Here is a 19,463-nt window from a genome sequence, read left to right as displayed (position 1 = left end):
AAATACGGCAATCGATATTGTATCGATTGCCTTATTTTCATACATAGTTCTTTATTTTTCGATTCGCACAGCTTCAAAAGTAAACATTTGATTTGCATTTGACGGTTCTTTTCCATAAACATAGTCAGCGGAGCAAGTAATATTAGAGAAACCTATACTTTCTAACAGAAGTTTAAACTCGTCTATTCCATACCAGCGCACCGCAAAGCGTTGCAGTTCTGATTGTACTAACTGTCCCTTACTCCATTTTTCATATTTTAAATATGATAGAGTAACTTGGTTCAGCCAATCTATTTCAATTGATTTATTTTCTAATGTAATTCCGTCTCCGCTCGGTAAAGAAAAAGTCGATGTATGAATCTCCCCAGTCTTCCAATCATGTGGAAGCATAATATCTACGATTAATCGCCCGCCTGGATTAAGATGTTCATAAAAACATTTTAATGCATTTATAGAATCTGTACGATTTTCAATTAAACAAAAAGATCCAGTAGGAATGATAATTGCCTCATATTTATGTGGCAGTGAAAATTGTTGTAAACTTCCTTCATGTAAATTAGGATGTAATCCTCTCTCTTTACACCGTATACGGCAAGAATCTAGCATTTCAGGTGAATAATCTATCCCATCTACTGTAAAACCAGCTTCAAGAAGTGGGATGATGACACGCCCTGATCCTACTGCCGCTTCGAGAATTCTTCCCCTACAATTTTTTAAACGTTCTTCGTAATACTCAATATCACCATTTAAAGAATAACCGACAGGCTTTGTGTAATCATAAAGTTCCGTGCAAAGTGTACTATAAAAACTAAACATTTATTTTCTCCTCCGTTTTTTACGTACGGAAGATTTTCTTTCAATTAATCTTCCTGTACCTTTATTTTTAATGAAAATTCGAAAGAGCTGACTGTCATAATATATCACTCGCTTTCCATAGAATATAATTATATTGTATAATATTCCCTTCGAAATGAAAACATAGAAATCGAAAATTCAGACTCTTATTAGAAGGAGGATATGATGAATTCATTAATTGGATTTGTTTTTCTTCTTATTTCTTTTAATATACTGATTTTCTTTATAGCAAAGAAGTATGAACAAATATGGAAAATAGCCAGTGGTATTTTCATTCTTTCTTCCCCCATTGTTTTCTTCGCCGCTTTGCACCTAATTGGTGAAAAAGTAGGAGATGGAGTTGCTGGAGGTTTTGCGGGGCTTACCTTTAGTGTCCTACTGATCATAAATGCCATTTTTTTATTTATTGTAAGCATTTTTGTATCTACCAATAAAAATTCACATTAAACTCCTATTTCAAAATGTAAAGAGCTTACTATGCAGTAAGCTCTTTATCCATAACTATTTATTTCACAATTGGCAATGTCACTTCACTTAATTTTACTGTAAGATTCGTTCCAGCTTTCGGTCTAATTGTATAATCATAGTCACTAGCGAGTAAAACAACCCCTATTTGATGCCCCGATTTAAATACATAATCATCTGGCTGCATGTCCCATGTGAATGTATAATCTTTACCTGGTTTAAGTGCTGTTGAATCTTTTATACTATTTAAGTTTTGTGGGTCCATCCAACCTCTCGTAACAACTTCAGGTTTTGCTCCGCCATAATCAACAAGTAATGCTGTTAAATTTGATACAGGACGATCAATATTTCCTGTAATTGAAATCTTTGGTGTCCCGCTTATTCTCATATCTTTTTGTAATACTGGCATTGTATACACTAAACGATTGGCCACTTCTAATTCTGGGTTTGCTATTAATTGATTTGATTTCAATTTTGCATCATCTACGAATGAGAAAACTTTATTTGCAGAGCCCATACTTAATGGTAAATTCACTGCTTTGTTACTTAAATACATACGAACTTTTGACGGCACAGCTGATGGATCCGGCCAGTTTTTTAATTTTTCCCAAGTTTTATTTTCACGTTGTACATCAACCATTGGTTCATTCATAATTCCATTTTCAATTCCATACAACCAATAATCGAGCCATTTATTTTGTGTTCTTTGCCAGTCATTCGTTGATGTCCCACCGTGTCCACCTTGATGTAACCACATTTTACGAGGAATATTATTTTCTCCAAGTGCATCCCACCATTGCGCGAACTGCTTCGTCTTAACATTCCAATCATTTAAACCATGAACAACAAATACACTTGCTTTTACATTTTTAGCATCTTTTACATAATTACGCTTATCCCAAAAATTATTATAATTACCAGTTTTCCGGTCCTGTCCAGCTGTTAGCTCTTTTATTACTTGTCCGCAAACTTCAGGATTTTCTCTTGTTAGTACTGCTTCTGCCATATTATCTGTATCTTCTCCTTGGTATCCACCTGGCGCAATGACTGCACCGTTTGCACGATAATAATCATACCAACTACTAATCGCTGCGATTGGAATAATTGTTTTTAAACCTTCAACACCAGTCGTCGCAACAGCATTCGGTAACGTACCATTATAAGATACTCCTGTCATACCTACATTTCCTGTTGACCAATCAGCCTTAACTTCCTCACCATTTTCTGTATATGCTTTCGCACGTCCATTCACCCAATCAATAACAGATTTCGTCCCTAATATTTCTTGTTCGTCTCCAGTAGTCGGACATCCATCTGATTTTCCTGTTCCAATACTTTCACCTAAAATGACTGCATAGCCTCTTGGCACATAATAATTGCCGTATGAACCAAGATTAACAGCTCCATACGGTTTACCTTCATACGCATACAATTCTTCATCTACATTATATACAGGTACATCTTTTAAACCAGATCGATATGGGCTCATTTCATATATAACAGGAACTTTCACGTTAGGATCTGTTTTTGGACGCATAACTTTTACTGACACTCGATCTTTTTTACCATCTCGATCACTATCAACTTCCGTCTCTACAAATAAATTTTCGATGATTGCTTCATCAAGCGAGTAGATCGGCTTTGTCATCCCGTTTTCTAATTCAATCTTCGTATTTGATTGTAGTCCTTCTGCAACTTTCCCATTTAATTTCACGTCATTCTCATTTATGTAGTTTGTTTCTTTCTTGTCTGCATACGCAGTCATACTAGAAACTCCTGATGTGACTGATAAAGATACGATTGTCGATAATGTAATTGCTATTTTCTTTTTCCCCATATTCTTTCCTCCCCATATATGTCTCCTTTTTACTATACAACAAAATTACTGAAAATTCAGTTTATATTTCACGCAATAATTTGAAAAATTGGTAGAACACCCTTCGAGCGAGCTTTCGAGGTTATATATTCTAATTTTCCACTCTCATATAATCAATAAAAAACATCACCTAATAATAGACGATGTTTCTAATAGTATTGAATTAGTCATTCTTCATATTAATATAAAATCGTATATCTCCCTCTATTGTAGAGAGCCCATAATCAAAACCATGTCTTTCTAAAATACTTTTTACAATCGCTAAACCTAGTCCCGTACCAGAATGGTCTTTACTGCGAGAAGATTCTAGGACGTAAAAAGGTTCCCAAATTTTATCGATATCTTTCATCTGTTCCGCATTCATACCATTTTGAATTTGAAAATATATATTTTCATTTCGATTTTCTAAAGTAATTTTTATATTTTGATTTGCTGTATATTTTATCGCATTAGATATTAAATTTTGAAAGACCATTTTCATTTTATTTATATCAGCATTAACCACTACATCGCTAACATTATAGTTCACTTGCAAATTGATTTCTTTCGATTCCAGTTCAATCTTATGCTTATCTAATATACTTTGGACTAGTGATTTAATATCGAATTCTTCTTTTTGTAAAACATCTCTTTCTAGTTTAGAAAATCGTAATAACTCTTCAATTAGGTTTGAAATGTGATCAGTTTGTTTAATGATTGTATCTATGTATGTACCATCATCTAAACCATCTTTTATTCCCATAGAATATGCTTTCACTAATGCGATTGGAGTTTTTAATTCATGTGTCACATCACCCATAAATCGTTTTAAATGTTCATTTCGATCTGTTAAATCTTCATGTGCCTCATGTAGTTTATCGCTCATGACATTAATACTATTTGCTAATTCTCCTATTTCATCATTTGTTTTCACTTTCGCTCGTTCAAATTTCAAATTTGAAATATCTTCTGCAACATTACTTAATTCTTTCAATGGTCTGGTGATTGTTGTTGAAAGTATCCATACAAGTACGATAATGAGAAAAATCGTAATGCCAAAAATGTAAAAATAAAATGAATTTAACGTTTTTATTACTTCATTAGAATGTGCGATCGAAACTCCTACTAAAATTATCATATCGTCTTTCGCAATGTATTTCACAAAAAAACTAGATTTAATCTTTTCTTGATCATATATTTTATTCGCTTGCCCGAAGTTCTTTACTTTCATTACTTCTTCTTTTGTAATCCAAAGTTTATTAAGGGCAACCCTTTTCCTTGTAAGTTGCATACGTAACTCATCATTAATTCGATCTTCCGAATTGTTAATTGATGTATACGCAATCGTAACATTTCCTTTATTTTCAATGCTAGTAATTGCTTCATCCAGTTGTTCGCTCGGTATGGACTGTATTTGTGCTGTAATACCTTCTAAACTTTCTCGCGTTTTGTAAATATTATATTTCGGTAAAAGATAGTTAATTAATAATAAAGAGATTGTAAAAATAAGAATAACAGTTAAAGAAATGCTGAGAAATAGCTTTTTTCCAAGTTTATTCACTCTGCTCCTCCAAACTATATCCTAAACCACGATGCGTCTTTATAATATTTTCTCCTACTTTTTTACGTAATCTTCTTACATGTGTATCAACAGTTCGCTCTTCTCCGAAATAGTCAAATCCCCATACGATATCTAACAATTTTTTTCGAGTTAAAATCATGCCTTTATGATTTAAAAAACACTTTATCAATTCTAACTCTGTTTTTGTAATATCTAACTCTTTGTCATTTTTATAAACTTTATTTTTAGTAAAATCTATTTTCAAATCTTGAACTTGAATGACATCATCATGCTGTATTAGCTTTTTCGCTCGCGTAATGAGTACGCCTGGATGAAATGGTTTTTTTACGTATTCATCTGCCCCGCTTTGAAGCGCTGCGAGCTCATCTTCACTTTCACTTTTCGCCGTAAGCATTAATACCTTTACGCTTGAATTCTTTTTTATTTCTTGACAGACAGTAATACCACTATGTTTCGGCATCATCCAATCTAAAATAGCTAAATCAATTTTTTCATCAAAAAATATTTGAAGTGCTTCCTCCCCATCTTTCGCTAATAAAACTTCGAAGCCTTCTTTCTCAAAATAAGCTTTTAAAATCCTTAACATATCTTGTTCATCATCCGCGATTAATACTCTCATACATTATCCTCCATTGCTTTTAAACAAAACCAATTGTATTATACAACTTCTTTGTTACATCAATGTGACAGAAAAATATTTGAACCTTTTAAGGGTATAGTAAAGACGAGGTGTTGTATTATGATTAAAAAAATCGGGGTCATTACTCTTCTTTGTTTCTTATTATCAACAAATGTGTTCGCAAATACTAATCAACAAATTGAAGTATTTGATTGTCAAAAAGAAATGGTCGTTCAAAAACAATCTTTAGATCCAGCTATTCAAAAAGAAGCTGTTAAATATGCTAAATCCATTACTGGCCCGTTCAAAAACTTAAACGTCGTTCCAAAAGATGGTCACATGATAAAAATCCCATTATCTAAACCAGTTTCTATTACAAATCAATGGTTACATACAACAATTGATGAAGTACTTATTCTTCTACCACTTAATCAAAAACCTTATATTATGCTTTACGATGATGAAAATAATCCGCACTTTTATTATGTGAAAGGTGATCCGAAGGGGTTATTGAAAGAAATGAATGTTAAATTATAATGTAAGAAAGATCCCATAAATATCATTTGTGGGATCTTTCTTTATCAGTTAGCAACTGCATTTTCATTTAAAAAATGAATAATCTGTCTTTTATGATGGTTATCATGCTCTATAAATTCTTTAATAATATAAATAAGAGAATACGGCGTTCCAGTATGAGGACAGTGTGATACTCCATTGGCTGTTAAAGGTTTCTTTAGTTTTTCATCATGCAGTAATCTAAGTTCTTTTACGAGTAACTCTCTTTTAGCTTTTGCTTCTTCAAGAAGTCTCATCTTAGATATTCCTGATTTAGCATAATTAGATGCTAGTTTATTATATGTATCAAAATCAGGAAACTCCATTCCCTGTCCTTCTCGCACTGATGATAATGTCTCACGTAATAGATAGTCATCCCAGTTCATAATATGAGATACGATCTCACCAACAGTCCATTTCCCCTCTGATATTGGTGCCACCCACAATTCCTCTTTCATACCTTTCAATGTATTTATCCAAATTGAATATTCATTGAAATCATTAATAATTTTATTTTCTCCCATTATCCAATTCCCCATTCTAATATTAGATTCATATAAATTATAACATCAATCTACACAAAAATAGAACAAAAGTTCTATTAGAGGGATAAATAATAATTCATTACATCCTTTTATATAAGTTCAAATAATGGCTCGCTCCCACATATTTTGTCCCTTTCACAAATCCACTCGAAGTATAAAATTTGTCACCCTGTTCTGTATCTGTATGTAAGACAACAATATTAAAATATTTTTTCGCATCGTTTAAAATTCGTACTAACAGTACCCTCCCTAATCCTTTCCTTCGGTATTCTTTTGCAATATAAAATCTCCTTACCCTACCAATCTTATTGTTTTCTGTATATGGATCCTCATTCAGCCCTCCTATTCCAATTAACTTTTCCCCTTGAAAGATACCATGTAAACATTCTCCAGTTTTATTAAAGGTGTTTATTTTATTTCCATATTCACTTATTAGTCTTATTAGGAAATTAAATCCTTCTTCTTTACTTTCTTCAATGAGATAGTCGTATTCGTATATCATTAAATCTTCAATTTGTTGAATATGTATGTCTTTCAAGTAAATTCCCCCCTTAATATGAAAATACATAAAAATGCTCAAGAATCTTTTGTTCTGAGCATTTTTATGATTGTTACTTTATTCAATTCGTAGAATGGCTATTCTTCACTTCAGATATAAATCGATAATATAATTGTCTAATTTCTATACATTTAAAGCTATTTGTACACAAAAATCATGAATAAAGCCGTTTAAGTAAATACATTTATAATATCTCTCAAATATTATATTAGTTTATATATTTGCCATCCTTCTCTAACAGACTCAAGATACATTATAATTTGCTAATTGATATGTTTGTGTAACCACTGTTCAAATATCTTTAACTGTTCTGCAGTATGAAAGTAATGTTCCCCCGTCTCCATGACTTCTAATTCACAACAATGTTTTTTTGTAAAATCGTTAATAGTTTCAAATTCGCACAGTTCATCTTTTGCTCCGTACATAATATATGTATCTATATTCCATTTATTAATAGGATGTTCTTTTACATAGCATAAATAATCCCAATATAACTTTTGACCAATAGGTGTCTCTATAGTCATTTCTTTTTGCAAAAGCTCTGGTGTTACATTAAACCATTTCATCATATTTTCGATAATTCGTTCCATATTAACTACTGGTGATAAAAATAATGCCTTTTCTATCACATCATTTTGATAAGCTAAAAGGCTAAAATAAGCTCCTATACTACATGCAAACACGCTTACTTCTTTCCAATGTTCTTTTGCGTAATTCATAATTATAGATAATTCACTAACACAAAACTGTACTTTGCAAGGAGTATTATCATTTTTTCTGTCTCCATGCTCAGGTAAATCAAAGCTTAATACTTGATAACCTTTTTGATTAGCTTCTTCAGCTAATATTTGAATAACTGCATCTTCCTTATTTGATATATTTCCATGTACTGCAATAAAAACTTTTTCACTTTTATCTCCCCACAAAACCGCGGGAATATTACTAATGTTAAAATTATCTTTCAGCATATTTCCTCCGTGGAATAAGATATATAGGAATTGGCAAAAAACTGCACACACTTAATAATCCTCTACTCAGTTTTTAAAAAAATCAAACTATTACTAATTTATCACAAATGATTCTACTCCGTTCGTGGAAGAAGAATTTTTAAAATATTATATGATTTTTTAAATGACTTTATAATCTCTGCACAGTAGGCAATATCCCATTTAGCTCCATTAAATCATCTATTACTAAATCCGCCTGAGCAAGTTCATCTTCTTGCGCAAAATCAAAATTGCATCCAATCGCAAGTAAGCCATTATCTTTGGCTGCGTTTATATCAGATAACCGGTCCCCAACTACAGCTGCTTCTTTTATATCATATTTGTTTAAAATACTTTTTACTAAGTCACTTTTATTAAGTGAGTTTATTTGTTCAATACTAAATGTTTCAGTAACCCATTGGTCTAAATCATAATAAGATACGATTGCTCGTAAATATTCAGTTAAACCATTACTAGCAATATATATTGAACAATTATTTTCTTTTATGTATGTAAAAACTTCTTTTACGTTCGGATATAAAGCACCTTTTCCGCTCTTAATGTTTTCAATTAATCTTTCTAAAAAATATGCATCAGTTTGTTCTCTTACTTCAAGAGAATGATTCGGTAATAAAGCTTCCCAAACTTTCGGTAAAGGCATACCCATAATTTCACGGTATTTATCAATAGGCGTTACCGTATCCCATAATTGTAGTGATCTTAAGTGATCAAATGTATCATCTAACGATAATTCTAAAATTTTATCTGTTTGAAATAACGTTCCGTCCATATCAAAAATTAATGCTTGTAACATGTCATTCTCCCCTTTTGAACTATAAGTTTTACTCGATATATTTTTCAGCATCTCCACGATAATTTCTGAACAATAATTTGCGGCAGTTTTCGCGAAGTCATCATAAGAAACTTGCGCTTCATCGTCTGCACTGTCAGAAATACATCGTATTACGAGAAACGGTACTTCATTTATGTAGGCAACATGGCCAATTGCTGCACCTTCCATTTCAGTACAATGCGGCGCATATTCGTCTATTAATCTCGCTTTTAGTTTTGAATCTTCAACAAAACATTCACCGCTGACGATTCTTCCTTCATGAATCTTCATATGTAAACTACTACTATTGCATGCTTTACGTGCTAACTCTATTAATTCCTCACTTGCATTAAATTCTTCTTGGAACGGGAATAAGTTTTTCATTTGAGTTTTACTTACATCATGATGGGTAACATTCGTTGAAATAACGATATCACCAACTTTTACATCCGGCCGCAATCCTCCAGCAACACCTGTATTGATGATAGCATCTACATCAAATTTATGAATTAATGTTTGCGTACATGCGGCTGCATTTACTTTTCCTACGCCACATCTTGTAACAATTACTTCAGTTCCCATGAATTCTCCAACGTAAAAAGGCATTCCCGCAATTATTTGTTCTTCTTGTACAACTAATTTTTCTAAAAGTAAGTCTATTTCAATTTGCATTGCTCCGATAATTCCGATTCTGTTCATGAATGTACTCTCCTTTATTAATTACTCCCTTTAATTCTTTCAGACATAACTGACAATAAAAATTTCGGAAGTACAAGTTGTCTCTTAAATCTTTTCGGCTGCGAAAGTAACCTATACAGCCATTCAGTTCCAGTATCCCTCATGATTTTTGGTGCTCTTTTTACAGTACCAGATAATATATCAATCATACCTCCAATACCAATAGATAGTGGAATGTTTAATGTTTGTATGTTTTCGTAGATGAATTTTTCTTGTTTTGGTGAGCCTAGTCCTACTAACAGTAAGTCCGGCTTGAATTGCTTAATTTTCATTTTTATTTCTTCTATTTCTTCGCCATTTACAAATCCATGCTGTCCTTTAAACTGTGCTCCTGGGAACTGCTCATTTAATTTTTCTATTGCCTTTTTATTACTTTCTGGAGCAGCTCCAAAAAGAAAGACACGATATTCATTGTCATTACAATGCTTTATTAATTCGTGAGTGATATCTGCCCCAGTAACACGTTCTTTCAAAGTTCCCTTTAACATTTTCGAGCCAATTATGACGCCAATCCCATCTGCTGTTATTAAATCTGCAGAAAGTAATATCTTTTTAAACTGTTTTGATTTAGCCGTGTTTTCCTTTGCAGACATAACAATTTCAGGATTTGCAGTTACTACAAATCTTGGTTTTTCTTGTTTTTCATGTAGCCAACCTTTTAATAAACTTATAGCTTTTGCATATTCTAAAGTTGAAAAAGGTATTCCCTTTATAAGTTGGTGATCCACTATACTCTCTCCTTACATAAGCCTCAAATATTCATCAATATCTATAGAAATTTGTTTAAAAGCTTTATCCCAAAATTCATATCTTGTTATATCTATTTCAAAATGTTTTTTCATAAGCTCTTCCACCGGAGCCTTTCCAGTTTCTCGTAAAAACTTTTTATATTTTGAATGAAAAGTTCTTTTACTTTCCTTAGCTATTTCTAATAAACTAAAACTAGCTAAATAGCCAAATGTGTATGGATAATTATAAAAAGGAACATCTGCTATATAAAACTGGACATATTTCATCCAAACAAATGGCTGATATTCTGATAATGCATTCCCATATGCTTTTTCTTGCGCTGCTATAGATAATTTCTCTATTTCATCAGCACTTAAAGGACTTTCTTTACATTTTTCATAAAAGTTCTTCTCAAATTCGAACGATGCTCGAATTGCCATTACATAATTAAAACAGTTTCTTATTTTCCAACTTAGCAATGACTTTTTCATATCTATGCTATCTGTTGTTTGAATTAGATAATTTATAAGCACCGTTTCAAAGAAAATAGACGCTGATTCAGCCGTACTCATTGGCAAATAATCATCTGAAAAAGAAGAGGATTGTTCAAAACTCATATTATAAAAATGCCAAGCATGTCCTAGTTCGTGGGCAAGTACTCTTACACTATCGATACTTCCGTCATAACGCATAGAGATTCGTGATTCTTTCTCACTGAAAAAAGGTGCACAAAATCCACCTGGTGGTTTATTCTCTCTTGGTTCCGCATCTACCCAACCACTTTCTATCGCATTACGTGCAAATTCTGCTAATTCTTCATCTATATTTTTTAATGCATCATATATATTTTGTACTGCTACTGAAAAAGGAATAATAACCTCATTATTTTCCTTTACTGTCATAAGTTCATGCCATGTAATCGAAGCTCTACCTTTCTTATACACATTTAAAGCACTAACTAATTTATCTAGATTTTCTTCTGTCGCATTCCACATTTGTAATAATACAGTTTCAGTAATACCATTCGCATGTAGAGATTGCGTTAAAATCCCTCTATCTTCTAATTCATTACTCTTTGTATTACGTATTCTCCCTATTTGATTTAATACAGTAGCAAAAATTTCTTTTTCCTTATGTAAGGCATTTGTTAATAACTCGAATACTTCTACTCTTTCCTTTTCATTATCACTATTCATTGCAATATGATTTGCTTGTCCAAATGATAATTGCTTATTATTGTGCTCTATTTCTATCTTATTTCTTAATTGTATGTACATATTTTCCCATGCATCAAGTTCATCTTTTATTAACTTAGTATTAATGTTATCGGAAGCTTCCAATTTACTTTTTTGTATTACTTGCTGTACTTCTCTTTTCAAATCTTTTACTGTAATAGTCAATACAGAAAGATCAGATGAAATACTTTCTTCAGCAGATCGGCAATACAAATAGTATTCTGCTTTTTCAATAGCTTGTATAAGTTTTGAAAGAATCTCTACATCTTTTGTCACATAATATTGTTCTTTCAACCTCAATATTGGCGTTACAATATCCTCAATTGGATACAATCGATCTAAATCCCACCTAGCAATTTCGTGCATTTTTATAGCCGCCTCCTATTTTTACAAATAGTTACAGATATTTCTCCCCTCACAATTATAAACGAAATGTAAAAATTTTAATATCTTTAAATATTTAGATTTCCACAAACTCATTCTTATTTATATTCTTTTCTTCTGCTACTGAAACGCACATAAAATAAACATATGAATGCTACGGCTACTGGGATCAGTACTACTCCTCCAATAAAAGGGTAAACAACTACGCAACATGTAAAAGCTACTATAGAAAAAATTTTACCTAACCTATTCTTTATTAATTTCATTCCAGCCGCAGTACCGACAATGTATGTAACAATCCCTAACGAATTTGGTATTAAAACAATTTTATCTATGCTAATATGGAAAACGAAACTTATTAACAAACCTATTATTGCAATGTAACCAACAACTTTTACTGCATTTGTTGGTGTTTCTCTTTTTTTATTAACATGTGCTAAATAACGAGGTGCAACTTCTTCTTTTCCTAGTGAATAACCTAAGCGCCCCATACTTGCAATAAATGCATTTGTCGTCCCTAAACAAATGATAAAAGCTACAAATCCAATTAACCATGCAAATTGGTCGCCTAAAGTTTGCTTAATTACAAGCACGAGAGCTGTAGTATTATCAACATTAATATGATAGGATTTCGTTCCAATTACTGATAATGCAATACCCATATATAAAACTCCAATAATAACAATCGCAAATCCTGTGGATAAAATAATATTTCTTTTTCTAGGTGTTTTAAATTCTGGCGCTAAACTCGCAATGGCTTCCCAACCGAAAAACGACCAAAAAATTAATAATGATGCCTCTAAAATTGGGTTTATTTTTTGCATAGAAATATGTACATTTATATGCTTCATTTCAATATAAGGTAATGAACTTATAATTGTTACGATTAAAATAATGAAAGTTAATACACCTATACATATTTGAAACAATCCACTTATTTGTAACCCATATAAATTGAAACCAATTGAAATACTTAAAATAATTAGCGCTATAACGTACGAAAAATATGATGGTAACGTAAAAACCTTCACTATATACATGCCACCAGTCAAAGATACAACGATTTGCCCAACACTACCTGCTATATAAAAAGACCAACCTATAATAGCACCTACATTTTTGCCAAAAGCTTTTTCTGAAAAAGTAGCAATTCCACCTGTACTTGGATGCTCAATCGATAAAAAAGCGAATGTGAACGCAAGTGGAATACTAAGTGCTATCATAACAAGCCAGGAAACAATCGCATTCCCTTCTGCTACACTCGCTGTCATACCAGGTAATATAAGAATTCCTGATCCTAGAACCGCTCCGACGTATAAAGCAGTTCCCTTTTTAATTGAAATTGTTTCATTAAAATGATTAGACATTACATGCACCTCCATTTATATTTTAATTATAGAAAGTTGTCAGTCTATTTGACATTCAAAAGTGTATGTAGTCTGGCATTAGATTTTACATTATGTATTTATTTCAGAATTTCACTTTCGTATTTGTAAAGGAGCATAATTCATGGATGAAATTGATAAGAAAATAACCCTATTACTACAAGAAGATGCCAGAATGACAATTACAGAAATGACTGAGCACTTACACCTCACCCGCCCTAGTGTTACCGAAAGACTAAAGAGATTACAAGATACTGGAATAATTGAGAAATATACCGCACGGATATCATTAGATGCAGTTGGAAAATCAATTCAAGCATTTTTAAGAATTGAAAATTTAAAGATTCCTTGTAAAAAATTTGAGGAAAAAATATACGGAGAACATAGAATACTTGAATGTCACCGAGTAACAGGTGAAAGTAGCTATTACTTAAAAGTAGCAGTTCACTCTATGAAGGAATTAGAAGAATTAATTGATATCGTTATTCCGTTTGGAACAGTCAAAACTTCGATGATTTTATCTTCACCAATACCATATCGACCGGTAATCACAGATTAAAGAAAAAAGGATTGATCAAATGATCAATCCTTTACTCTACTTCATTTAAGAAAAATAACGTTATAACGCCAGGTCCTGTATGTGCTCCGATTGCTGCACCAATTGTATTTACGATAAATACTTCACAACCGAATCTTTCCATAATTAATGATTTTAATGCTTCAGCTGTTTCTAAGTCATCACCATGAGTCATACCGATTGTTTGACCTTTAAGGTCTTTACCACGCTCTTCCATAATATCAACAATTCGGCTTAATACTTTCTTTTTCCCTCTTACCTTTTCAAGTGGTACAAGTTTTCCTTCTTCCACGTTTAAGATAGGCTTAATGTTTAGTAAACCACCGATAAATCCAGCGACTTTACTTAAGCGTCCACCTCTCACTAAGTACTGTAAGTCAGCTACAGTGAAAATATGTTCCATATGGTTCATTAGAAAATCAACACGCTTTAAAATATCTTCTTTTGATGCGCCGTCTTTCGCCATTTTAGCAGCTTCTAATACGACAAGCCCTTGACCAAGCGAAGCACATTTCGTATCAATAATTTCTAAATCTAAGTTAGCATATGTTTCTTTTACTTCCTCTTTAATAAGAACTGATGATTGATATGTACCAGACAGTTCAGATGAAAAAGCTAAATATATACAAGGATTACCTTCTTTTGCATAAGAAACAAATTTTTCTTGGAAAGTTTCAAGGGAAGGCAATGACGTTCTATAAACAGCGCCTTCTCTCATATTTTGCAATAATGTAACTGACTCTAATGTAACTCCATCTAAATACTCTGTTTCTGCTTCATCATATACACGGAGTGGAATTAAATCAATATCATATGCTTGCAGCAATTCTACCGGTAAATCCGCCGCACTATCCGTAATGATTTTAACACCCATTTTTAAACCTCTATTCTGTTATAAATATAAAAAATATAAAATAAAAATAGTACTTTTAAATTATATACGTAAAACTTAAATGAAGAAAGGAAAAGACTTTATATTGTATGCACTATTCTTCAAAACTTGAACCTTTACTAAAAATCATTCTATTTTAACTATTTATTATTCTTTCTATAACACAAATGATTTTATGATTATTTTGCATTTATATATTTTATTTTTTAATTCAATATAGTCTTTTCAAATTTATACTATTTAAAATTTAAAAGCCAAATCCAATAAAGGAAACGGCTTTTAAATTTTTAAAAAAATAACCAAACTTTATTTTCCATCACATTGTTTGTTTACATTATTATTTAGGCAATGTTAAATATTAGTCCAGTTATGATTAATATTTATAGCCTGTACTAGAATTAAAACAGTGAATATTTATCACTAAGAAGCAGCATATATAAAAAAAGGTTAAATATTTTATAAAATATTTAATTTTACTAGTAAAGCTAATAAAATTTGGAGAAGAATTTGAACATTTACAGCTATGTCTGTATCCGTAGTCGTAACTGTAACATTTCTAGAATTTCTAATAACAGTTTCTTGTTTATTAACTTGTTTAATAGATGATTTTTGAAACAATTCTTGTGCAACACGATCAGCTTTTTCACTATCTGCTATAGAAATACTTATTATCACCACGATAGCTGCTTGTAATGCAGCTTGAATAGATAACGCAGCTTTTGTATCTGTAGTAGTAACTTCTACATCTGCTGAATCAACAATTGTAATTGATTCTTCAGAAATTTGGTAAGTTTTACTTTCTTGCGCAGCTGCTTCTGAAACGCTAGCATTTTTAAAAGACGGATGAGGATTTGAGGAATCTAATGCACTCCACTTTTTATTTTCATCTGAATGACATGTTTTGTCCATACGTTCACCCCCTTTCAATCTAAATAATTATTAACTTGTGATTGTATTTCAGAAACAATACTTTTAATTTGCTGCTTTTTTTCTGGTGATAAATTTTTTAGTTTTTCTTCATTGATCCCATGCCTATTAAAAATATCTGAGAGTAAAAGGTCTATAATTATATTCTTTTGATCCTTATCAAACTTAAAGGAAGAAAATTTATTTAAATCATCCATTTACAATGTTCACTCCTATCAGTTTTCTATAAAAATTTCAAATAACTACCAGCATTATATGCATTTAAATAAAAATTGCTTGGACAAGTAACTTAATCTTCTATTTTCACTTCTTTTTACTAATAAAATCAAAAAGCTGTCTTCTAATACGAAGACAGCCTTCCTTTACTTCACATATATAAGTTTTATTCAATGTTAAATTATAAGTTCACCTTTGTTATTGTGTAGTTTTCCACACTTAATTTCCCATTAATCTTGAATATTAATTCAGTCATAATGAGAAGTCCAAGCTTGTACCACATATTACAACAAAAAAATATTTACTTAGAGTGAACCCTTATAACTAAATATAAATGGGATAGACACTTTATAAAATGTTTAGTTTAACTAGTAACGCTAATAAAATTTGAAGGAGAATTTGAATATTCACTGCAATATCTGTATCAGTAGTTGTTACGGTTACGTTTCTGGAATTTTTAATAAATGTTTTTTGTCTATTAATTTGTTTAATAGATGATTTTTGAAACAATTCTTGTGTTATTTTATCTGCCTTTTCACTATCTGCTATAGAAACACTTACCACAACCACAATAGCTGCTTGTAATGCAGCTTGGATAGATAGCGCAGCTTTTGTATCTGTAGTAGTAACTTGTACATCTGCTGAATCTACTATTTCAATATATTCCTCAGAAATTTGATCGATTTCATCTGTTTGTATAGCTTCTTCTAAAAAATTTGCATTTTTACTAAATGAATTAGAATTTAATGATTCTGAATCCTGATTTATTGATTCAGAATCCACTTTTTTTGGTTCGCAATCCTTTTTTATTGGCTCAGAATCCACTTTTTTTGGTTCGCAATCCTTTTTTATTAGCTCAGAATCCACTTTTTTTCGTTCAGAATCCCGATTTAATGGATCCCGGTTTTTCTTTCGTCTACAAACTTCACAATCACACATAAAATCACCCCTTTTAGACTAAAAAATTAGCAATATGAAAATATTGGCTAACTACTAGCATTTTATGTATTTTCAAAAAAATTGTTTGGACAAGTAACTTGATTTTCTATTTTACTTCTAATTCTTTTTTCTAATAACAAAAAGCTGCCTTCTAATAAGAAGACAACCCTCTTTTATTTCACATTTATATAAAAGACCCATACTTAAATACACTAAACTTCATATAATATATTGCATCCTTTCTTTTTAGAATAAGTAGTCGTTACTGAAGGGCACTTTTCAAAGTGCTCTTATCTTTAATCCCCCTCTTTTTCAGGAAGAGTTTTTTTACTAAACCCTAATATGATTTGTATCACTAAGGCTAGGGATTACCACATTTCCTTAATAACTTCAATTAATACAGTAGCTACTAATTAAAATACCCCTATGATCTTCTCTACACTAAAAAAATCGTGCGTTACCGAACGCATGAACTAATTTTTATTTTGACTATGTAACACTAAATTCACAAGATTATTATCCTATATTTGGTGAAGCCATCATTTCAATGCCAGCAACCCCACACTTTTAACTAATAACTTAAACAAATGTGCTATCTCAAGGTTCCTTTGATATAGTATCTTATGTTCTATATAATGAAGAGAGCGCTAGTATTCCGAAGGAGGATGTATATGAGTATTCAACTAGCTACATCTAACGATTTAAAATGGATTAATAGTCAATATGACTCAATAGGATTTGTACGAAGTGATTTAAAACGAGATCAAGTTGCAATTATTACATATAACAACGAGTATGCAGGTGTGGGACGATTAGTCCAAATAGATGATGATACTATAGAAATGGGTGGAATTTTTATTCTTCCTCAATTTAGAGGGTTACAATTAGCTGGGGAACTTGTATCATTTTTAGTAGAAACTGCGAAAAAATTACAAGTAAAAAATGTATATTGTCTTCCTTTTGAGGAATTAGAAAACTTTTATAAGAAATATGGCTTTACTGAAGTTGATGCTACAAAAGAGGTTATCCATCCAATTATTCTAAAAAAATATAACTGGTGTTTGGATACTTATGATAAACATGTTTTACTATTTAAGTTGTGAGTTTCTAAATTAAGATTTAACACCTTGTATTTCCCCACATGTAAAAAAGATTTATCACGTTTCACCTAGTTAATTAACGTATTGTTAATTACTACATTGGCAGTATTTCACTTCCAATGCATGTTAGCTAGCTTGTTTGCAGACTTGCTAGCACTTTTTGTGTTTTTCTATTACAAACTCCTAAAAAAATTCAACTGATTGATAGTGAAATAATCATTTATGTAATCCGCACACGAACTTCCTGTTCTTGTAATAATTGGATGTTTAGTTCCAATATAATATTTTGCATTAACTGGTAGATCTTATCATGATTTTCACTTTGTTCTGATGTAAATTCAATACACTGAAATATATAACCTTCTACACGTAAGCTTCCTTTTTCAATTATAGATGGATTTTTTCCTTTCTTTATTATTTTTGGCAATAAGAATTCTTTGTTTGTTACAATAATTTCCTGTGATACTTCTTTTATTTCTATAACTGTTTCTTTAAAAACAATCTTTTCTATTAGACTAATTTCACCTTTATACCTCCCTATTTCAATTGGTAATTTCGCAGTTATATAATTATTTACATCTGCTTCAACTTCCTTCTCTAATATTATACCGTGGATAGGAATCCATGAAGATGAGCCTACCCAACTCTCTTCAATATTCCCTTTTTCTTTTTGATTAGAAAGTTCTAAAAGTACCCTCTTTTCATGAAGGTTTGAAGAAACTAAATTACAATCAATCTCTCCATGATAATATTCCATTGTAGTTAGTAACGTAGAATCCAGCTCACGCCCTCTTGCATCTTCTTCATTACGAAATACATATACTTCTTGATTTTTCACATTCATATTAGGGAATTTTTTAAAACTAGTAACATCTGAAATAATAGAAAATGGGGTTTTCACTTCTATTGAACGTTCTGAATTCGCTATTTTTGATTCAGTATCTATACTTTTTCCCTCTAATCCACTCGTTTTATGTTCTTTTCCTAGGACAATTTTTTCAATTTTTTTCTCAGATTCATTTTCTTTTTCTTCTTTTTGGGGCTCTGGTTCTTTATTTTCCTTTTCTGCTTGTATTGCTTTTTCTTCTTTTTTGGGATCTGTTTCTTTATTTTCCTTTTCTGCTTGTATTGCTTTTTCTTCTTTTTTTGACTTTGTTTCTTTACTTTCTTTCTCTGCTTGTATTGCTTTTTCTTCTTTTTTTGACTTTGTTTCTTTATTTTCCTTTTCTGCTTGTATTGCCTTCACCTTACGTTCTGGTCCTTTACCTTCTTTCTCTACTTGTATTGCTTTCTCTTTTTTCTCTGAATCTGTTTGTTTACTTTTCTTATTTTCTCTTATTTCATGAGATTGCTCTTGATCAATCAGTATCTCTCCTTTGTAAACTTTGTTCCATATTTTCTTACCACCCCATGGATTTTTCATCACCATCCCCCCACCAATGAAACTCATAAAAATATATTTTTGTACGCGACCATTTCATTATTATA

Annotated in this window: 20 protein-coding genes; 4 read left to right on the top strand and 16 right to left on the bottom strand. The window is 31.4% G+C overall.

From position 1 onward, the window contains the following. Window positions 1-51: 51 nt before the first annotated feature. Window positions 52-816 (bottom strand): class I SAM-dependent methyltransferase, encoded by a 765-nt coding sequence (locus AABL52_RS13110; RefSeq protein ID WP_341519609.1) that lies wholly within the window; start codon window positions 814-816, stop codon window positions 52-54. Between the two features lie 201 nt (window positions 817-1,017). On the opposite strand from AABL52_RS13110, the gene AABL52_RS13105 reads away from it, so the two are divergent. Next, window positions 1,018-1,302, top strand: a complete 285-nt coding sequence (locus AABL52_RS13105; protein WP_341519608.1) for a hypothetical protein — start codon at window positions 1,018-1,020, stop codon at window positions 1,300-1,302. Window positions 1,303-1,360: 58 nt separating this feature from the next. Here AABL52_RS13105 and AABL52_RS13100 read toward each other — a convergent pair whose 3' ends face one another. The 3 genes from AABL52_RS13100 to AABL52_RS13090 form a co-directional block, all read right to left on the bottom strand. After that, entirely contained in the window at window positions 1,361-3,157 is a 1,797-nt protein-coding gene (locus AABL52_RS13100; protein WP_341519607.1) for a Xaa-Pro dipeptidyl-peptidase, read from the bottom strand. A 202-nt stretch (window positions 3,158-3,359) separates the two neighbouring features. Further along, window positions 3,360-4,736: a sensor histidine kinase gene (locus tag AABL52_RS13095; protein ID WP_341519606.1), complete on the bottom strand. Its 1,377-nt coding sequence runs from the start codon at window positions 4,734-4,736 to the stop codon at window positions 3,360-3,362. After that, on the bottom strand, window positions 4,729-5,376 hold the full coding sequence (locus AABL52_RS13090) for a response regulator transcription factor (RefSeq protein ID WP_061679693.1): 648 nt from the start codon (window positions 5,374-5,376) through the stop codon (window positions 4,729-4,731). The genes AABL52_RS13095 and AABL52_RS13090 overlap by 8 nt, the downstream gene beginning before the upstream one ends. Window positions 5,377-5,496: 120 nt before the next feature. Here AABL52_RS13090 and AABL52_RS13085 point away from each other — a divergent pair, with 120 nt between their 5' ends. Next, window positions 5,497-5,913, top strand: a complete 417-nt coding sequence (locus AABL52_RS13085) for a hypothetical protein (protein WP_341519605.1) — start codon at window positions 5,497-5,499, stop codon at window positions 5,911-5,913. Between the two features lie 44 nt (window positions 5,914-5,957). Here AABL52_RS13085 and AABL52_RS13080 read toward each other — a convergent pair whose 3' ends face one another. The 7 genes from AABL52_RS13080 to AABL52_RS13050 all read right to left on the bottom strand — a co-directional run bounded on the left by AABL52_RS13080 (window position 5,958) and on the right by AABL52_RS13050 (window position 13,306). Continuing rightward, window positions 5,958-6,455 (bottom strand): DinB family protein, encoded by a 498-nt coding sequence (locus AABL52_RS13080; RefSeq protein WP_098872694.1) that lies wholly within the window; start codon window positions 6,453-6,455, stop codon window positions 5,958-5,960. A 100-nt stretch (window positions 6,456-6,555) separates the two neighbouring features. Further along, window positions 6,556-7,014: a GNAT family N-acetyltransferase gene (locus tag AABL52_RS13075; RefSeq protein ID WP_142950446.1), complete on the bottom strand. Its 459-nt coding sequence runs from the start codon at window positions 7,012-7,014 to the stop codon at window positions 6,556-6,558. 284 nt (window positions 7,015-7,298) lie between these two features. Continuing rightward, entirely contained in the window at window positions 7,299-8,003 is a 705-nt protein-coding gene (locus tag AABL52_RS13070) for an alpha/beta hydrolase (RefSeq protein WP_341519604.1), read from the bottom strand. Window positions 8,004-8,172: 169 nt separating this feature from the next. Continuing rightward, complete coding sequence (locus AABL52_RS13065) at window positions 8,173-9,552, bottom strand: 5'-methylthioadenosine/adenosylhomocysteine nucleosidase (protein ID WP_341519603.1); 1,380 nt, start codon at window positions 9,550-9,552, stop codon at window positions 8,173-8,175. Between the two features lie 17 nt (window positions 9,553-9,569). After that, entirely contained in the window at window positions 9,570-10,319 is a 750-nt protein-coding gene (locus AABL52_RS13060) for a WecB/TagA/CpsF family glycosyltransferase (RefSeq protein ID WP_098058385.1), read from the bottom strand. Window positions 10,320-10,331: 12 nt separating this feature from the next. Beyond that, the gene (locus AABL52_RS13055; RefSeq protein WP_341519602.1) at window positions 10,332-11,921 is read right to left on the bottom strand and encodes a M3 family metallopeptidase; all 1,590 of its coding nucleotides are present in this window, start codon (window positions 11,919-11,921) and stop codon (window positions 10,332-10,334) included. A gap of 116 nt (window positions 11,922-12,037) precedes the next feature. Next, window positions 12,038-13,306 (bottom strand): APC family permease, encoded by a 1,269-nt coding sequence (locus AABL52_RS13050; RefSeq protein WP_000064914.1) that lies wholly within the window; start codon window positions 13,304-13,306, stop codon window positions 12,038-12,040. 142 nt (window positions 13,307-13,448) lie between these two features. On the opposite strand from AABL52_RS13050, the gene AABL52_RS13045 reads away from it, so the two are divergent. Next, entirely contained in the window at window positions 13,449-13,883 is a 435-nt protein-coding gene (locus AABL52_RS13045) for an Lrp/AsnC family transcriptional regulator (protein WP_000343328.1), read from the top strand. 31 nt (window positions 13,884-13,914) lie between these two features. On the opposite strand, the gene AABL52_RS13040 is transcribed toward AABL52_RS13045, so the two are convergent. The 4 genes from AABL52_RS13040 to AABL52_RS13025 all read right to left on the bottom strand — a co-directional run bounded on the left by AABL52_RS13040 (window position 13,915) and on the right by AABL52_RS13025 (window position 16,875). Next, window positions 13,915-14,775 carry a DegV family protein gene (locus AABL52_RS13040; protein ID WP_087983813.1) on the bottom strand — a complete coding sequence of 287 codons (861 nt, stop codon included), beginning with the start codon at window positions 14,773-14,775 and terminating at the stop codon, window positions 13,915-13,917. Window positions 14,776-15,249: 474 nt separating this feature from the next. Beyond that, window positions 15,250-15,702 carry a spore coat protein gene (locus AABL52_RS13035; RefSeq protein WP_147808566.1) on the bottom strand — a complete coding sequence of 151 codons (453 nt, stop codon included), beginning with the start codon at window positions 15,700-15,702 and terminating at the stop codon, window positions 15,250-15,252. A 14-nt stretch (window positions 15,703-15,716) separates the two neighbouring features. Continuing rightward, entirely contained in the window at window positions 15,717-15,917 is a 201-nt protein-coding gene (locus AABL52_RS13030) for a spore coat protein W (RefSeq protein WP_000342253.1), read from the bottom strand. A gap of 367 nt (window positions 15,918-16,284) precedes the next feature. Continuing rightward, window positions 16,285-16,875, bottom strand: coding sequence for a spore coat protein (locus AABL52_RS13025; protein WP_199712927.1), 591 nt, complete (start codon window positions 16,873-16,875; stop codon window positions 16,285-16,287). 671 nt (window positions 16,876-17,546) lie between these two features. Here AABL52_RS13025 and AABL52_RS13020 point away from each other — a divergent pair. Next, on the top strand, window positions 17,547-17,978 hold the full coding sequence (locus tag AABL52_RS13020) for a GNAT family N-acetyltransferase (protein WP_147787685.1): 432 nt from the start codon (window positions 17,547-17,549) through the stop codon (window positions 17,976-17,978). A gap of 217 nt (window positions 17,979-18,195) precedes the next feature. Here AABL52_RS13020 and AABL52_RS13015 read toward each other — a convergent pair whose 3' ends face one another. After that, on the bottom strand, window positions 18,196-19,398 hold the full coding sequence (locus tag AABL52_RS13015) for a BC_2427 family protein (protein ID WP_341519601.1): 1,203 nt from the start codon (window positions 19,396-19,398) through the stop codon (window positions 18,196-18,198). Window positions 19,399-19,463: the final 65 nt, after the last annotated feature.

The sequence above is a fragment of the Bacillus paramobilis genome (genome assembly GCF_038096195.1).
In the GTDB taxonomy this organism is placed as follows: Bacteria; Bacillota; Bacilli; order Bacillales; family Bacillaceae_G; genus Bacillus_A; species Bacillus_A mobilis.
The sequence above is the reverse complement of the archived record's forward strand: the minus strand, read 5'-3'. Positions and strand labels throughout refer to the sequence as shown.

Coding starts and splice junctions, on each gene's coding strand:
- AABL52_RS13110 (WP_341519609.1), bottom strand. CDS start 816: ATGTTTAGTTTTTATAGTACACTTTGCACGGAACTTTATGATTACACA.
- AABL52_RS13105 (WP_341519608.1), top strand. CDS start 1,018: ATGATGAATTCATTAATTGGATTTGTTTTTCTTCTTATTTCTTTTAAT.
- AABL52_RS13100 (WP_341519607.1), bottom strand. CDS start 3,157: ATGGGGAAAAAGAAAATAGCAATTACATTATCGACAATCGTATCTTTA.
- AABL52_RS13090 (WP_061679693.1), bottom strand. CDS start 5,376: ATGAGAGTATTAATCGCGGATGATGAACAAGATATGTTAAGGATTTTA.
- AABL52_RS13085 (WP_341519605.1), top strand. CDS start 5,497: ATGATTAAAAAAATCGGGGTCATTACTCTTCTTTGTTTCTTATTATCA.
- AABL52_RS13080 (WP_098872694.1), bottom strand. CDS start 6,455: ATGGGAGAAAATAAAATTATTAATGATTTCAATGAATATTCAATTTGG.
- AABL52_RS13070 (WP_341519604.1), bottom strand. CDS start 8,003: ATGCTGAAAGATAATTTTAACATTAGTAATATTCCCGCGGTTTTGTGG.
- AABL52_RS13065 (WP_341519603.1), bottom strand. CDS start 9,552: ATGAACAGAATCGGAATTATCGGAGCAATGCAAATTGAAATAGACTTA.
- AABL52_RS13055 (WP_341519602.1), bottom strand. CDS start 11,921: ATGCACGAAATTGCTAGGTGGGATTTAGATCGATTGTATCCAATTGAG.
- AABL52_RS13050 (WP_000064914.1), bottom strand. CDS start 13,306: ATGTCTAATCATTTTAATGAAACAATTTCAATTAAAAAGGGAACTGCT.
- AABL52_RS13045 (WP_000343328.1), top strand. CDS start 13,449: ATGGATGAAATTGATAAGAAAATAACCCTATTACTACAAGAAGATGCC.
- AABL52_RS13040 (WP_087983813.1), bottom strand. CDS start 14,775: ATGGGTGTTAAAATCATTACGGATAGTGCGGCGGATTTACCGGTAGAA.
- AABL52_RS13035 (WP_147808566.1), bottom strand. CDS start 15,702: ATGGACAAAACATGTCATTCAGATGAAAATAAAAAGTGGAGTGCATTA.
- AABL52_RS13030 (WP_000342253.1), bottom strand. CDS start 15,917: ATGGATGATTTAAATAAATTTTCTTCCTTTAAGTTTGATAAGGATCAA.
- AABL52_RS13025 (WP_199712927.1), bottom strand. CDS start 16,875: ATGTGTGATTGTGAAGTTTGTAGACGAAAGAAAAACCGGGATCCATTA.
- AABL52_RS13020 (WP_147787685.1), top strand. CDS start 17,547: ATGAGTATTCAACTAGCTACATCTAACGATTTAAAATGGATTAATAGT.
- AABL52_RS13015 (WP_341519601.1), bottom strand. CDS start 19,398: ATGAAAAATCCATGGGGTGGTAAGAAAATATGGAACAAAGTTTACAAA.